The organism is Formivibrio citricus (assembly GCF_900115065.1).
Taxonomy (GTDB): domain Bacteria; phylum Pseudomonadota; class Gammaproteobacteria; order Burkholderiales; family Chitinibacteraceae; genus Formivibrio; species Formivibrio citricus.
In genome coordinates this window covers 84,071-98,922 of record NZ_FOVE01000006.1, presented here as the reverse complement: position 1 = coordinate 98,922, position 14,852 = coordinate 84,071, and the positions used below count along the sequence as shown (strand labels likewise).

Genomic DNA, 14,852 nt, shown 5'->3' with positions numbered 1-14,852 from the left:
CACCCCGGCCAACCCGCCGGTTTCGCCGGCGGGTTGGTCATTGATGGAGTCGACCCATGAATTACAACTGGGACTGGGCCGTTTTTTTCAAGTCCACCGGCATCGGCGAAGAAATATACCTTCACTGGTTCATGTCCGGCCTGTTATGGACCTTGGCCCTCTCGCTTTGCGGCTGGCTGATTGCCCTGTTGTTGGGCAGCCTGTTGGGAACCATGCGCACCCTGCCCAATCGCTGGCTGGCCGGCATTGGTTCGGCGTATGTCAGCCTGTTCCGCAACGTACCGCTTCTGGTACAACTCTTCGTCTGGTATTTCCTGATTCCAGACATCCTGCCCGAATCCATGCAAACCTGGCTCAAGCAGGACCTCAGCCCGGAGGTCTCGGGCTTTTTGATCGTTACGCTTTGCCTGGGGCTCTTTACTGCAGCACGTGTCTGCGAGCAGGTACGAACCGGCATCGAGGCGCTGCCGCGCGGCCAGCGCCAGGCGGCAGCGGCACTCGGTCTGACTACCGCCCAGACTTACCGCCGCGTGCTGCTGCCGCAGGCATTCCGCATCGTCATCCCGCCACTGACTTCGGAATTCCTCAACATCATCAAGAATTCTTCAGTCGCTTCGCTGGTCGGGCTAATGGAACTTCTGGCACAAACCAAGCAAACCGGCGAATTCACCGCCAACCTGTTTGAGGCGTTCACCATGGCCACGCTGATTTACTTCACGGTCAACATGGGCGTGATGTTTACCATGTCCCGGCTGGAGCGCAAGCTGCGCGTTCCCGGCTTGATCGCACTGGGAGGCAAATGATGGAATTCAACTCCCTGATCGATGCGCTGCCCGCCCTGCTGGAAGGCTTGCAAGTCACGCTCAAGCTGATGGTTATGGCGGTAATGGGTGGTATTGTCATCGGCACGATGCTGGCATTGTTCCGGCTATCCAACAACCGCATCCTGTCCCTCTCTGCCAGCGTCTATGTCGGGTATTTCCGCTCGATTCCGCTGCTGCTGGTCATCTCCTGGTTCTATTTCCTGGTCCCCATGATCATCGAATGGATGACTGGCAAACCCGAGCCGGTGGGCCCCTTCATCTCGTCGCTCGTGGCCTTCACCATGTTTGAAGCGGCCTATTACTGCGAGATCCTGCGCGCCGGCATCCAGTCGATCCCCAAGGGGCAGGTCAGCGCCGCCTACGCACTGGGCATGAACTACCGCCAGACGATGCGCTTGGTCATCCTGCCACAAGCCTTCCGCAAGATGGCCCCGCTCCTGCTGCAGCAAAGCATCATCCTGTTCCAGGATACCGCGCTCGTCTATGCCGTCGGCCTGATGGACTTTCTTAATACGGCCCGCTCACGCGGTGACATCACCGGCGAATTGCCGCTCTTCCTGCTTTCCGCCGGAGCGGTCTACTTCGTCATCAGTTTCACCGCTTCGCGCGTGGTCATGCACTTGCAGAAGAAGCTTGCCATCGCGCAAGCGCACTAGGACACAGTCATCATGATTGAAATCAAGAACGTCTCCAAATGGTATGGCAGTTTTCAGGTTCTCAAGGACTGCTCCACGCACGTCTCCAAGGGCGAGGTCGTCGTGGTCTGCGGCCCATCCGGCTCGGGGAAGTCCACGCTCATCAAGTGCGTGAACGGTCTGGAAGCCATCCAGCAGGGCGAAATCCTGGTCAACACCACCAAGGTCAACGACCCGAAAACCAACCTGCCCAAATTGCGCAGCCATGTCGGCATGGTATTCCAGCATTTCGAACTGTTCCCGCACCTTTCCATCACCGACAATCTCTGCCTTGCGCAGGTCGAAGTGTTGGGACGCGGCAAGGAAGAGGCGCGGGAAAAAGGGCTGGCCCTGCTGGATCGGGTCGGCCTCAAGGCGCATGCCGACAAATTCCCCGGCCAGCTTTCCGGCGGGCAACAGCAGCGCGTCGCCATCGCCCGCGCCTTGGCCATGGGCCCCTATTGCATGCTGTTCGATGAACCCACTTCGGCACTGGATCCGGAAATGATCAATGAAGTGCTGGATGTCATGGTTGAGCTGGCCCAAGAAGGCATGACCATGATGGTAGTGACCCATGAAATGGGCTTTGCCCGCAAGGTGGCCAATCGCGTCATCTTCATGGATCAGGGGCAGATTATCGAAGACACGACCAAGGAAGAGTTTTTCGGCTCGCCGCGCTCGGAGCGCGCGCAGCAGTTTTTGTCGAAGATATTGCACCACTGCAACTAGCAGGCGACTGCGCCTTCGCATCTGGCAGTCGGGCGGTGCTCGGAATCCTCATGTACTCGCATGTACATTCCGGTTCCTGCGCTCCGTCCTCCTGCCACCTGCTTTGGCTCGCTCGCCTGCTGAACTGGCGTTGTGCGTAAAAACGGCTCCTTCGGGAGCCGTTTTTACAGGCGCGCCGTCACGCCCAGCCGCAAGCTCAGTTCGGCCACATTGGGCGGTACCGGCTCGCTGAAATAGAAACCCTGCATGCGCCGCACACCGATTTCATTCAGGTATTGCGCAGTCTCCCGGTTTTCCACACCCTCCACGATCACATCCAGCTTGAGCAACTGCCCCAACTGTACGATGGCCTGCATGATGCCGCGCCCGTCTTCGGTATGCAGGCGCTGCGAAAACGAGCCATCCACCTTGAGAAACTGCACCGGCATTTCGTGCAATTGGGAAAGCGAAGAATAGCCGGTGCCAAAATCATCGATGGCGATCTGGAACCCGGCATCCACGATCTGGCGCAGGTGTTTCATCTGCCGGGCGTAGTCTGTCAGGGCCACAGATTCGGTGATTTCCAGAACCACGTCGCCGGGCCGCAATCCGAGACGCAGCAATTTTTCCACCAACAGGCTCAGAAAGGTCGGAGAAAAAAGCTGGCTGCGGGAAATATTAACCATCAGCAGCTGCTTCAGCCCTGCTGCCCGCCAGCGGTGCAACCGTTCAAGGCTCTGCGTCACGATCCGGTCCGACAACTCATGGATCATGCCGGCTTTTTCGGCCATGGGAATGAAGATATCCGGGCTGACCCAACCGCCCTGACCATCCTGCCAGCGCGCCAGCGCTTCGACCGCCAGTACTTCGCCGGTACCGGCTTCGACCACAGGCTGGTAGAACACCTGCAAGGTATCGTCGTGGATGGCATTGGCCAGTCTGGCCTGAATGGCCATGTGCTCGCGCCCCAGCGCCTTGAAGTGCATGAGGTCCGAGTAAAAGCAGACATTGTTGCGTCCGGCATTCTTGGCGTTGTACATGGTATGGTCGGCCGCGGACAGCAACTCCTCCGCAGAGCTGGCATCGTCCGGAAACACGGCGAAGCCGACGCTGATGGTAGGCCGCGCCTCCAGCCCCTCCAGCATCACGCCCTGCTGGGCCGCGCTGCGCAGTTGCTCCGCCAATCCTCGCACGCCGGACAGATTCCCCAAGTCCGGGATCAGGGCGATGAACTCGTCGCCGCCCCAGCGCGCTAGCATATCGCCCGGGCGCAATGCATTGGACAGGCGCGTGGCCACGTTCACCAGCAACTCGTCGCCGGTTTTGTGGCCAAAGGCATCGTTCACTTCCTTGAAGTGATCCAGGTCGATGAAACCCAGCGCCACCTTGGTATTGTCGCGCTGCGCGCGCTCGATGGCCTGGTGCAGCTCGTCGTCGAGCAGCAGCCGGTTAGGCAGGCGCGTCAGGGTGTCGTACAACGCCAACTGGGTAATGTGCTGTTCATTGAGATGCGCCACGGTCACATCGCGCAGCACGCCCCGGATCGACTGGATGCCGCCATCCGGCGCATGATGGGCAATCAGTCTTGCCTCGACCCAGATCGTCTCGCCACTGCCTCGCAGCAAACGAAAGCGCTGCGCCTTGGCCTCGGAGGAGTCGAGCAGTCGACCCATAGCCGAAGCCACAGCATCCTGATCTTCGGCATGGACCCACTTGAGAATCGGCTGCCCCAATTCAACGACGATATCCTGAGGGGCAATCCCGCGCAAACGTGCCCATGCCGGCGAGGTTTCCGCCAACACGCCCTGGGGCGTCAAGTCGATCACTGCCTCTTCCAGCAGGTTGAGGGTGTCCAGCATGGTCTTGCGCTGGGCGGCTTCCTGCATGACTTCGGAAACATCCTGTACCAGCGCCACCGCCCGGGTCTGCCCGTCCGCCTGAATCGGTTGCAGCCGCACGAGCAGATACAAGGCCCCGCGCTCGACAGGCAGCACACAGTTGAACTGCTGCGTCCGCATTTCACGCACTACCGTTGGCAAGGCCACAGCCATTGGGGCGGCCAGTTCCTGCGGCAAGACTGCGCTCAGCGAAGCGCCGCGCAGGACGGAAACCGGCGGCAGGTCCGGAAGACCGGACCAAGCCTGGGTAATGATGCCCTGTTCATCGATCTCGAAAACCATGTCCTGCGTGGCGCCGACCAAGACCTTGAGCCGCTCCTGCCCGGCCAGCATGCCGGCTTGCGCACGCTGCTTGAGCAGAGCTTGGGCCAGCACATTGGTCAGCATGGACAGAAAGCGCAATTCCGATGATGCACGCTCCCGCTCCGCATCAACATCGAACAGCGCCAGAAAACCGAAACAATTGTCCTGCTCCAGAAGCGGCAGGCAGATGGCGCGGCGGATGCCCAGCGGGACCAGCCGCATTTGTACGACCGGGCTCAATTCAAACAGGGTCTTGTTGAGCACCATGCCGGCCTCCAGCGTTGCCGCCAGCAACGGAAAACCGGTATAGGCGATGCGCGACAAGCCATCGGGAATCGAGCCGGGAAGCCCGGCCTCGGGATCGGCCCAGCATGCGATGGCCTGCGCGGCCCTCTGGTCCGGTTCGTTGAGGTAGATGGCGCCAGCCGCACAGCGGCTGACGTCCACGAGGATGGAAAGGACCTGCGGCAGGGTATCGGGTTCGTCCGGTGCCAGCAAGGTCGCGACGACCGAATCGAAGGCTTCGAAATACGCCTGGTGCAGGGCGAATTCCCGCTTCAGGCGAAAATCGTCGCTCCAACCGTCAGCCCTTATCTGCACGCCGCCCCCCCGCCATGCCTGCCGGTTTATTGCTCAGGCGGCGCGATAACTTCGCTGTAACCGCATTCTTTTTGCGGACAGACCTTCTCCGTGCCGCGGCGCTTGGTGGTCTTGATGGTCAGGATCGGCCAGCCGCATTTCGGGCAGGGTTCGGCGACCGGCGGGTTCCAGGTCGCGTACTTGCATTTCGGGTAGGTATTGCACGAATAGAACAGCTTGCCGTAACGGCTCTTGCGCTCGATCAGCGATCCCTTGTGGCACTCCGGGCATTCAACGCCGGTATCGCGTGGCTTTTCCAGCGGCTCGATGTGCTTGCATTTCGGATACGCCGAACAGCCGATGAACTTGCCGTAGCGCCCCTTCTTGATATGCAGCGGCGAATCGCATTCCGGACAGGTGCGGCCTTCGACCACTTCCGGTTCGGTTGGCGCATCGGACGCGTCTTCGTTCATGTTGCGCGCGTAGTCGCATTCCGGATAGGCCGTACAGCCAATGAAACGTCCGCGCTTGCCGAAGCGGATCGCCAGTTTCTGGCCGCATTTCGGACAAAGTTCGTCGATCTCTTCCTGCGTCACTTCCTTGCGCGACAGCGCCTGCTTTTCCTCGACCTGTTTGTGGAATTTCTTCCAGAAGTCGTGCAGCACCGGCACCCACTCACGTTCGCCGGTGGAGATGTCGTCGAGCTGGTCCTCCAGCTTGGCCGTGAAGTTGTAATCGACGTATTGGGTGAAGTGTTCGGTAAGGAACTTGTTGACGACCTCGCCGGTATCGGTCGGAGTGAAGCGCTTCTTGTCGAGGATCACGTATTCGCGATCCTTGAGTGTCTTGATAATCGAAGCATAAGTCGACGGACGGCCGATGCCGAATTCTTCGAGCGACTTCACCAGACTCGCTTCGGTAAAACGTGGCGGCGGCTGGGTAAAGTGCTGCTCGCCGTAGAGCTTGTCGACCGGTAGCTCATCGTTGGCCTCCAGCACCGGCAGGCGGGCTTCGTCTTCATCCTCGACGTCGTCGGCATCTTCCTGATAGACCGCAATGAAGCCGGGGAAAACCAGCGTCTGGCCCGTGGCACGGAAAGTACCGGCACCGACGGCAATATCGACTGCGACGGTATCGAACTTGGCCGGTGCCATCTGGCAGGCCAGCGTGCGCTTCCAGATCATCTGGTAGAGCTTGAACTGGTCCGGGGTCAGGAAGGGCTTGACCTTGTCCGGGGTATTGAACACGGAAGTGGGGCGGATCGCCTCGTGCGCTTCCTGGGCGTTCTTGGCCTTGTTGCGGTAGGTCACCGGCGAGTTAGGCAGATAGTCCTTGTCGAAATTCTGCCCGATGTAATCGCGCAGCTCGAACAGGGCTTCGTTGGCCAGCGCGACCGAGTCGGTACGCATGTAGGTAATCAGACCGGCCGTACCGCTGCCGATATCGATCCCTTCATACAATTGCTGCGCCGTACGCATGGCGCGGTCGGTGGTCATGCCGAGCTTGCGCACGGCTTCCTGCTGCAAGGTCGAAGTGGTAAACGGCGCAGCCGGGCTACGCGATTTCTTTTTCTTCTCGACCGTGACCACACGCGCCGGCTTGCCTTCGAGCTCGCGCAGCACATCGGCCTGCGCTGCCTCGTTGGGCAGATCGAACTGCTCCAACTTGCGACCTTGCCACTCGGTCAGCTTGGCGCTGAATTTCTGCCGGCCCTTGTGGCTATCGAGATGCAGCGACCAGTACTCCTGCGAAGTAAAGGCGCGGATTTCCAGCTCGCGCTCGCAGATCAGGCGCAATGCGGGACTTTGCACACGGCCAGCCGAAAGCCCCTGACGAATCTTGCGCCACAACAGCGGAGAAAGGTTGAAGCCGACCAGGTAATCAAGCGCGCTGCGCGCCTGCTGCGCGTTGACGAGATGGCTGTCGATATCGCGCGGGTTGGCTACAGCATTAAGCACGGCCGTTTCGGTGATTTCGTGAAACACCACGCGCTTGAAGGTGCGATCCGCCGTAACCAGCTTCTTGCCCTTGAGGATCTCCATGATGTGCCAGGAGATCGCCTCGCCTTCGCGGTCCGGGTCAGTTGCCAGATAGACGTTCTGGGCGTCCTTGACGGCTTGGCAAATCGCATCGACATGCTTCTTGTTGCGTTCGATCACCATGTACTTCATCTTGAAGTCGTGATCGACATCGACCGAGCCATCCTTGCGCACCAGTCCGCGAACGTGTCCGTAGGAGGCCAGGATCTGGAAATCCTTGCCCAAGTATTTTTGCAGGGTTTTCGCCTTCGAGGGCGATTCTACGATCAGCAGATTGGCTGGCATGGTCCGTTTATTCAATCAATATAAAGAAGCGCAAAGCGATTTATAGCCTAAAACAGGGTGCCGACTCAAACCCTGCGCTGATAACGCCCGCCCGGCAGGGATGCAATCCGGCCCTCCAGCTCCAGCGCCAGCAAGCTTGTAGCCAGCTCGTCCACTTTCTTTCCCGTGCGTCCGGTCAGGGTATCCATATCGACGGGCTCCCATCCCAATTGCTCCAACAGCGCCGAATCCTCGCCTTGAGGATTGGCTTGCGGTGCCGCCAGCCCCGGTAGCGACGGCAAGGAAAGTTCTTCGAGAATATCCTGGGCCGACTCAGCGAGCTTGGCACCCTGCTTGATCAGATAATGGCAGCCCTTGCTCTGCGGCGAATGGATCGAACCGGGAATCGCGAAGACCTCGCGCCCGAGTTCTGCGGCCTGCTTGGCGGTAATCAGCGAACCACTGCCCAATGTTGCCTCTACCACCAGACACCCAGCCCCCAGTGCAGCGATCAGACGGTTACGGCGGGGAAAATGCTCCGCGCGGGGAGGAAAGCCCAGAGGAAACTCGGAAACCAGCGCACCGCACACTGCGATGTCGTGCGCCAAACTGCGATTGGACGCCGGATACACACGATCCAGCCCCGTCCCCACCACGGCCACCGTCGATCCGGTACCGGACAGCCCGCCGCGATGCGCGGCGGCATCGATGCCAGCCGCCAGCCCGCTGACAATCGCATACCCGGATTGGGAAAAATTCGCGGAAAAGGCTTCGGCATTCTCCAGCCCCTGCGGCGTGGCTTGCCGGCTGCCGACAACAGAAAGCGAGGAACGGGAAAGGAGGGCGGGATCGCCCTTGACGAACAATACGGCCGGCGCATCCGGCAGATCGAGCAGTGCGCGAGGGTAAGTCTCGTCAGCCAGTGTCAAAAGATGGTTTCCCGGCTCGGAAATCCAGGCCACATGGGCATCGAGTTCCGGCCAGTCCTTGCGTTCTGCAGCCGACGCCAAGGCTTCGGCCACCTGGATATCCACATGCTCACGCAATCTCGACACCGAAGCACCCAGCACAGCATCGGGCGTTCCCAAAGCGCGGAGCAGGTCAAGCCGCCCCCGGCAGCCAAGCCCGGGCGTCAGGACAAAGCGCAGCCAGACGCTGGCGTCACCATCGTGCGGCAGGACTATTTGCGGCCTCCGTTGGGCTCGGCCTTGACTTCGTCGCCCACATTGACCGGCAACGACGTATCCAGCAACAGCCCGTAGGAAAGTTTGGGGAATACCCGGTAAACAAACAGGCTCGAGCTCTTGACGGGCGGCGTCACCCGATCAGGCTCGTCGTTTTCCTTCTTGACTGCAACACCCTGCTTGTAGGTGAACAAGACGTTGCCCACTTCAAGTCCATGTTCGGTGCCGCGGTTGATCACCACCGAAGTGTAAGGACCGGCATCGGCAACGGCGCCGTAGGTCGACACTACCTTGCCGGCCACTGCCCGCGCCGGCAGCCGTGGGGAATAGTTGATGAAAATCTTTTCCTGGGCACGCACAAGACGGTTGCCCACCATGATCTCTTCTTTAGCATTGAGGATGCGCAGCGTTGCCACATCCCCCGTGGCCTCGACCCGCACGTCCCCGAGGTAATTGACCTCGTTGCCGATGACCTCTTTGGTGTCCGGGTCAAGCAACGCCTTTCCGTCGCGGAACACCTGCCAGATCTCGCCTTGCTTGGCGGAGAGGTTCACGGCATAGACGACATCTCCCATGCCAAAAATTACCCGGCTTTCGTGGGCCGCGGCAACGCGCGGCGCCTTGGCAAAGGTTTCGGGGTCGATGATCTGGGGACGCTTGAGGAAGGGGTCAATCGCGGACGGAGAGATACTCGGTATTGCCTGCTCCAGCGACGAAACCCGTACCTGCGGCGAAAGCTTCACTTCGCCGTTGGCAGACATCTTTTCGTTGCGCAACAGCTTGAGTCTTGGTGTAGCACCGCTGCGATCCAGCACGATTACGTCGCCGGGATAGATCCAGTGCGGATTCTTGATTTCCTGCTTGTTGAGCTGCCAGATTTCCGGCCAGCGCCACGGCTGCTTGAGGAATTTTCCGGAAATGCCCCAGAGGGTATCGCCCTTCACCACGACGTAGCGATCAGGCACCTGATCCTGCAACTGGATCGTATCCGCCCAGGCCGGAGCAATGAGGCATCCGGAAAGAATCAGCGATATAATTGATTTACGCATGAGAAGACCCAATCTTATTGAATGACGGACAATCGGCAAGCAGCATCACTCTTTTTTAAGCCAATCTCTCGCACAGTGGCAAGAAATAGATCTGATTCTGCATTTAAATTAGGGCACTAGCAAGCAAAGATGGCCATTCTGAACATTCTGCATTACCCCGATGAAAGGTTGCACAAGATCGCCGCGCCCGTGAGGCAATTCGACGACAAGCTGCAGCAACTTATCGACGACATGGCCGAAACCATGTACGCGGCACCCGGCATAGGTCTGGCTGCCACTCAGGTCGACGCCCATATCCGTCTTGTCGTCATCGACACCTCGGAAGAGAAAAACGCACTGATGGTGCTGATCAACCCGGAAATCGTTTCCGCGGAAGGTGAGACTACCTACGAAGAGGGTTGCCTCTCCGTGCCGGGAATCTACGAAGAGGTCTGCCGGGCGGAAAAGGTCAAGGTCAAAGCGCTGGATCGCAATGGGACGCCGTTCGAACTCGAAACCGACGGACTGCTCGCCATTTGCATCCAGCACGAAATCGACCACCTCAACGGCAGGGTTTTCATTGAAAAGCTCTCCCGTCTGAAGCTGAATCGCATCATCCAGAAGCTCAAGAAAAATCAGCACAAGACCATGTAATCGTGGCGCGGGCATGAAAAACCATGCCCGCCCCCTCCGAATGGCTCCCCATGAAAATCATCTTCGCCGGAACTCCCGAATTTGCCGCCTCTGCGCTCAAGGCACTGATTGCCGCCGGGCACGAGATCGTACTCACGCTCACCCAGCCGGATCGCCCCTCCGGACGCGGCATGAAACTCACGCCCAGCCCTGTCAAGGTTGTGGCCGAACAGCACGGCATCCCGGTCTGGCAGCCGGAAAAGCTGCGCACCGGGGAGCAACAGGCCCCCGTAGCAGCCGCGCAGGCCGACGTCATGGTCGTCGCGGCTTACGGGCTGATCCTGCCACAGGCGGTGCTTGACATGCCCCGTTACGGCTGCCTCAACATCCATGCCTCGCTTCTGCCGCGCTGGCGTGGCGCAGCCCCCATCCAGCGTGCAATCCTTGCAGGCGATGCCGAAACCGGTATCTGCATCATGCAGATGGACGCGGGCCTCGACACCGGCGACATCCTTTCAACGCACATCACGCCGATTGCTGCCGACGACACCGCCGTCACCCTGCATGACAAACTGGCCGCGCAGGGCGCCGAAGCCATCGTTGCCGCACTCGCCGATCTGGATGCCTTGCAGGACCGGCGCAAAAAACAGCCGGCCGAGGACGTGATTTACGCAGAGAAACTGCGCAAGGAAGAGGCTGCCATCGACTGGAGCAGGCCGGCATCCGAGCTCGACCGCATGATTCGCGCCTTCAACCCTTTCCCCTCTGCGCAAACCGCATGGCAGGGCAATGCGGTGAAGGTCTGGTGCGCCGTACCGGTTTGCGGCAAGGGGCTGCCTGGTGAAATTCTGGCCGCCGACAAGGCCGGCATCGTCGTCGCCTGCGCAACGGATGCGCTGCGAATCACCGAGCTGCAAAAAGCCGGGGGCAAGCGCATGGATGCAGCCGCCTTCCTTGCGGGAAACCCGTTGCAGCCCGGCGACCGCTTCGGCCTTTGATCGGGCAGGCTTTTTTAATTGCGCGTGTGATAAAATCCGCGCCTTCATTTGATTATTCAAGTTTCAGGACTCGCATCATGGCCGGCCATTCCAAATGGGCAAACATCAAGCACAAGAAAGCCGCTGCTGACGCCAAGCGCGGCAAGATCTTCACGCGTCTGATCAAGGAAATCACCGTTGCTGCACGCATGGGCGGCGGCGACATCAACACCAATCCGCGCCTGCGCCTGGCCATCGACAAGGCGCTCGACGCCAATATGACCAAGGACACCATCCAGCGCGCCACCGACCGCGGAGCCGGCAATCTGGAGGGCGCCAACTACGAGGAATGCCGTTACGAAGGCTACGGCATCGCCGGCGCTGCGATCATGGTCGACTGCCTGACCGACAACAAGACCCGCACCGTGGCCGACGTGCGCCATGCCTTCAACAAGTACGGCGGCAACATGGGTACCGACGGCTGCGTGTCGTTCCAGTTCCGCCACTGCGGCTCGCTGCTGTTCGCGCCGGGCACGCCGGAAGATGCGCTGATGGAAGCGGCACTGGAAGCTGGCGCCGACGACGTGATCGCCAACGAGGACGGCTCGATCGAAGTCATTACTCCGCCTTATGAATTCTCCGGCATCAAGGACACGCTTGAAGCTGCGGGTTTCAAGGCAGAAATGGGCGAAGTCACGATGCGCGCCGAAAACGAAACCGAACTCACCGGCGACGATGTGGCCAAGATGCAAAAATTGCTCGATGCACTGGAATCGCTGGACGACGTGCAGGATGTCTACACGACGGCGGTCATGGACGAAGAGTAAAACTCCGTCCTTCCGATAGCACGTAAACAAAAACCCGGTCGACATGACCGGGTTTTTGTTTGGGCGTCCGCAGCAACACTCAGCCGGCCAGTACCTCTCCCCGTTCCAGCAACATGTTCATCCCCGCCACATTGACCGGCTTGCTGAAAAAATAACCCTGCGCCAGCATGCACCCGTGTTCTTGCAGGAACCGGAATTGCGCTTCGGTTTCGACCCCTTCGGCTACGACGCTCAGGTCCAGAATCTGACCCATGCTGATGATCATGCGCGCCAAATCGGCATCATGGCGCAGACGCGGCACATTCTCGATGAAACTCCGGTCGATCTTGAGCTTGCTGGCCGGGACATTCCGCAAATAGGAAAGCGAGGAATACCCCGTCCCGAAATCATCGATCGCGAGTTGTACGCCCATGTCACGCAACGCCTTCAAGCGCTCCGGGATTTCCTCGAACAACTGCAACGAGACGCTCTCGGTGATTTCCACTTCCAGGCACTCCGGAGCGATGGCGTGCGCCTTCAAGGTATTTTCCAGGAAAGGAAGAAAGGCCGCATCCCGCAACTGCAGTGGTGAAATGTTGACTGCCATTTGCAAGCGCCTGCCAAACCGTTCGGACCAGCCATGCAGGCACCTGCAAGCCTCCTCCAGAACAAAGCGGCCCAGCGCGTGGATCTGGCCGGTTTCCTCGGCAATCTGGATGAACTGCAGAGGCGGCACGTCGCCTTTTTCCGGATGATGCCAGCGCAGCAATGCCTCCATACCGACGATCGTCCGGTCAGCCACCGCGACGACGGGCTGGAAGAACACCTCGAATTCGCCCCGAGTCAACGCTGCCGGCATGGCACCAGCCAAACGATACCTCTCGCGCGCAACCGTATTGGGTTCCGGCGCATAGAATTCGATCGGACTCTCGTTTTGCGAGCGGGCAGCTTCCAGCGCACACTCGGCATGATGCAGCAATTCATCGACAGTAAAGGCATCCTGCGGGGCGATGCTCACGCCGCAAGCCAGCTTGGGGAAGACGGTGTTGCCATCGATCTCGACGGGCTCTTGCAATCGATACAGCGTTTTTTCAATTTCCTGGGAAACATCGGCCGGCGATTCGTTCAGCAGCACCAGTACAAAACGACAGCCAGCCAGTCGGGCCGTGATATGCGGAGCAACGCAGGCATCCAGCCGGCAGGCCAGTATCTGCAGCAATTGATCCCCGCCAACGCGACCAAACTCCTCGTTGACATGCAACAACTCTCCAACGCTCCAGAGCGAATAGACCAGCCTATTGCCTGGCTCCATCAAATGTCGTTGCAGCAAATGGTTCAGCCGGTCATGGTTGGGCAAACCGGTCAGCGTATCGTAATACTGCTGCCGATACAGCGCCGCCTCGGCGCGTCGCCGCTCTACCGAAACCAGCGCCACCGCAACCAGATCGGCGGCCCCGGAAACAAAGTTGATCTGATCAGGCTCCCAGCCACCCGCCTCCCCGGACATCTCCACGGACAAAACACCGGCAATGCGTCCGCGCACAATCACCGCAGCATACAGCGCAGCTGAAACCTGATGTCTTTTCCAGTATTCGACCATACCGGCAAAGCGCGATTCGTTTCCGGTATCAGCGATCACCAGCACGCGCAGTTCCTGAAGCAGGCCAAGAAAATCTGCGTGATCTTTCGGATACAGGATTTCCTCGGCATTCTCGCGCTCGCCGGCGACTGCCAGGCAACCGGCATCGCCTGCCACCGGATCGGCGCGCCATATCGTTACATGCCCTGCGCCAAGCTCCTTGCGAACTGAACGGGCGATCTCCACGAAATAATGCGCCTCATCAGCTGCGCTGCTGTTGGGTGCACGTGAAAGCCGCCGCAGCGTCTCGGACTGTTGCAGCATGCGTCCCTGTACCTGCAGTTGGCGCTTGTGCATCCGCAGGACGGCTCGAGCAAGCAGCAGCGAAAACAGGAACAGGGAGAGCACCCCGGCAAGCAGGGGTTTGGTGGAAAGCCCCACCGCCTGCCTGCGGTCCACATGCCAGGCAAGCCAGGTGAACGGCCGGCGCTCGAGGTTCAACAGGGCAAACTGCGGAAAACCTTCTGCAGGGCGTTCATTTGCAAACGCAAGATTCTTGACTGACAACAAATGGCTGCTTTCTTCCAGCCATTTGCCATCGATATTGCGGGCAAAAACCAGCCATCCGCCGCCCTGGTCACGACTGGAGGGGTGTTCCGGCCGGATGCGTTCAGCGACGAGCAGTTGCAATCCGCCATCTTCTTTGCGGACAAACCCGGACAAGGAGCCCAGTCCCGGCTGTTTGGCGATGCCTCGCGTCAGCGCCGTTGCAAATTCGCCATTCCAGTCCGCCAGTCCGGTGACTCGGGCTTCCTTGCCTTGGTGCAGATAAAAAACCGGCTTCAGACTGACCGTCAACACCAGGACATCAGCAACGTCAAAGTTGCGATATACCGACTCGGTCACGTTCTTCTTCAACCATTCGGCATCATGGTATTCGCCATGGGCATGTTCGGCAAAAAGATCCCATATCGCATAATCGCGGGCCAGTTTTTCCAGCTCGCGCTGTTGCCGTTCGACAAAGGTTTGCATCAGCCGCTCGGAATAAGCGACAAAACTGCGGCGCTCCTTCTCCTCGGCATACATTCCACCCAGCGCCATCAGCATCAAGCCTGCCATGAAAAGGCCCGCTATCAGCCAGAACGGGTGGGTATACAGGGCTCGCCGCCAGTCACGCATGGACATCCAATTCACTGAATTCACCTGAAATCAATCGCCGTCACAAAAATAGCCGCAGCCCCGAACGCACCGGAACCGGTCAACCGGATTTTCCGAACAAGCCGCAGGATGCAATTGGCACAACAAATCAAGTTTAAGCCCTATTTACGAGAGAGACAAAACAAGTCCGGTCCGTAA

11 protein-coding genes are annotated in these 14,852 nt (G+C 59.4%); 6 read left to right on the top strand and 5 right to left on the bottom strand.

The window, feature by feature from the left end:
- Window positions 1–56 precede the first annotated feature (56 nt).
- From BMZ36_RS05575 to BMZ36_RS05565, 3 genes are read left to right on the top strand one after another with little or no spacing between them, the layout of a single operon-like run.
- Window positions 57–803: an amino acid ABC transporter permease gene (locus tag BMZ36_RS05575; RefSeq protein ID WP_091192523.1), complete on the top strand. Its 747-nt coding sequence runs from the start codon at window positions 57–59 to the stop codon at window positions 801–803.
- Window positions 800–1,480 carry an amino acid ABC transporter permease gene (locus tag BMZ36_RS05570; protein WP_218142637.1) on the top strand — a complete coding sequence of 227 codons (681 nt, stop codon included), beginning with the start codon at window positions 800–802 and terminating at the stop codon, window positions 1,478–1,480. Before BMZ36_RS05575 ends, BMZ36_RS05570 begins: the two co-directional genes overlap by 4 nt.
- A gap of 12 nt (window positions 1,481–1,492) precedes the next feature.
- A complete protein-coding gene (locus tag BMZ36_RS05565; RefSeq protein ID WP_091192520.1) occupies window positions 1,493–2,227 on the top strand; it encodes an amino acid ABC transporter ATP-binding protein in 735 nt (244 codons plus the stop codon).
- A gap of 164 nt (window positions 2,228–2,391) precedes the next feature.
- Here BMZ36_RS05565 and BMZ36_RS05560 read toward each other — a convergent pair whose 3' ends face one another.
- The 4 genes from BMZ36_RS05560 to BMZ36_RS05545 all read right to left on the bottom strand — a co-directional run bounded on the left by BMZ36_RS05560 (window position 2,392) and on the right by BMZ36_RS05545 (window position 9,522).
- Window positions 2,392–5,007, bottom strand: coding sequence for a bifunctional diguanylate cyclase/phosphodiesterase (locus BMZ36_RS05560; RefSeq protein ID WP_091192517.1), 2,616 nt, complete (start codon window positions 5,005–5,007; stop codon window positions 2,392–2,394).
- A 26-nt stretch (window positions 5,008–5,033) separates the two neighbouring features.
- Window positions 5,034–7,310 (bottom strand): type I DNA topoisomerase, encoded by a 2,277-nt coding sequence (gene topA, locus BMZ36_RS05555; protein ID WP_091192514.1) that lies wholly within the window; start codon window positions 7,308–7,310, stop codon window positions 5,034–5,036.
- Between the two features lie 65 nt (window positions 7,311–7,375).
- Entirely contained in the window at window positions 7,376–8,344 is a 969-nt protein-coding gene (gene dprA, locus BMZ36_RS05550) for a DNA-processing protein DprA (protein WP_245747786.1), read from the bottom strand.
- A gap of 125 nt (window positions 8,345–8,469) precedes the next feature.
- Entirely contained in the window at window positions 8,470–9,522 is a 1,053-nt protein-coding gene (locus BMZ36_RS05545) for a LysM peptidoglycan-binding domain-containing protein (RefSeq protein ID WP_091192510.1), read from the bottom strand.
- Between the two features lie 129 nt (window positions 9,523–9,651).
- Between BMZ36_RS05545 and def the strand changes: the two genes are divergently transcribed.
- From def to BMZ36_RS05530, 3 genes are all read left to right on the top strand, one after another.
- Window positions 9,652–10,155, top strand: coding sequence for a peptide deformylase (gene def / locus BMZ36_RS05540; protein ID WP_091192507.1), 504 nt, complete (start codon window positions 9,652–9,654; stop codon window positions 10,153–10,155).
- A gap of 50 nt (window positions 10,156–10,205) precedes the next feature.
- On the top strand, window positions 10,206–11,132 hold the full coding sequence (gene fmt / locus BMZ36_RS05535; RefSeq protein WP_091192505.1) for a methionyl-tRNA formyltransferase: 927 nt from the start codon (window positions 10,206–10,208) through the stop codon (window positions 11,130–11,132).
- 77 nt (window positions 11,133–11,209) lie between these two features.
- Window positions 11,210–11,938 (top strand): YebC/PmpR family DNA-binding transcriptional regulator, encoded by a 729-nt coding sequence (locus BMZ36_RS05530; protein ID WP_091192503.1) that lies wholly within the window; start codon window positions 11,210–11,212, stop codon window positions 11,936–11,938.
- 79 nt (window positions 11,939–12,017) lie between these two features.
- Here the strand turns inward: BMZ36_RS05530 and BMZ36_RS05525 are convergent, their stop codons facing one another.
- The gene (locus tag BMZ36_RS05525) at window positions 12,018–14,681 is read right to left on the bottom strand and encodes a bifunctional diguanylate cyclase/phosphodiesterase (RefSeq protein WP_091192500.1); all 2,664 of its coding nucleotides are present in this window, start codon (window positions 14,679–14,681) and stop codon (window positions 12,018–12,020) included.
- Window positions 14,682–14,852 lie beyond the last annotated feature (171 nt).

Excerpts from the sequence above, each read along its gene's own strand:
- BMZ36_RS05565 (WP_091192520.1), top strand. The coding sequence starts at position 1,493 with ATGATTGAAATCAAGAACGTCTCCAAATGGTATGGCAGTTTTCAGGTT.
- BMZ36_RS05530 (WP_091192503.1), top strand. The coding sequence starts at position 11,210 with ATGGCCGGCCATTCCAAATGGGCAAACATCAAGCACAAGAAAGCCGCT.
- BMZ36_RS05525 (WP_091192500.1), bottom strand. The coding sequence starts at position 14,681 with ATGTCCATGCGTGACTGGCGGCGAGCCCTGTATACCCACCCGTTCTGG.
- BMZ36_RS05575 (WP_091192523.1), top strand. The coding sequence starts at position 57 with ATGAATTACAACTGGGACTGGGCCGTTTTTTTCAAGTCCACCGGCATC.
- BMZ36_RS05545 (WP_091192510.1), bottom strand. The coding sequence starts at position 9,522 with ATGCGTAAATCAATTATATCGCTGATTCTTTCCGGATGCCTCATTGCT.
- def (WP_091192507.1), top strand. The coding sequence starts at position 9,652 with ATGGCCATTCTGAACATTCTGCATTACCCCGATGAAAGGTTGCACAAG.
- topA (WP_091192514.1), bottom strand. The coding sequence starts at position 7,310 with ATGCCAGCCAATCTGCTGATCGTAGAATCGCCCTCGAAGGCGAAAACC.
- fmt (WP_091192505.1), top strand. The coding sequence starts at position 10,206 with ATGAAAATCATCTTCGCCGGAACTCCCGAATTTGCCGCCTCTGCGCTC.
- BMZ36_RS05570 (WP_218142637.1), top strand. The coding sequence starts at position 800 with ATGATGGAATTCAACTCCCTGATCGATGCGCTGCCCGCCCTGCTGGAA.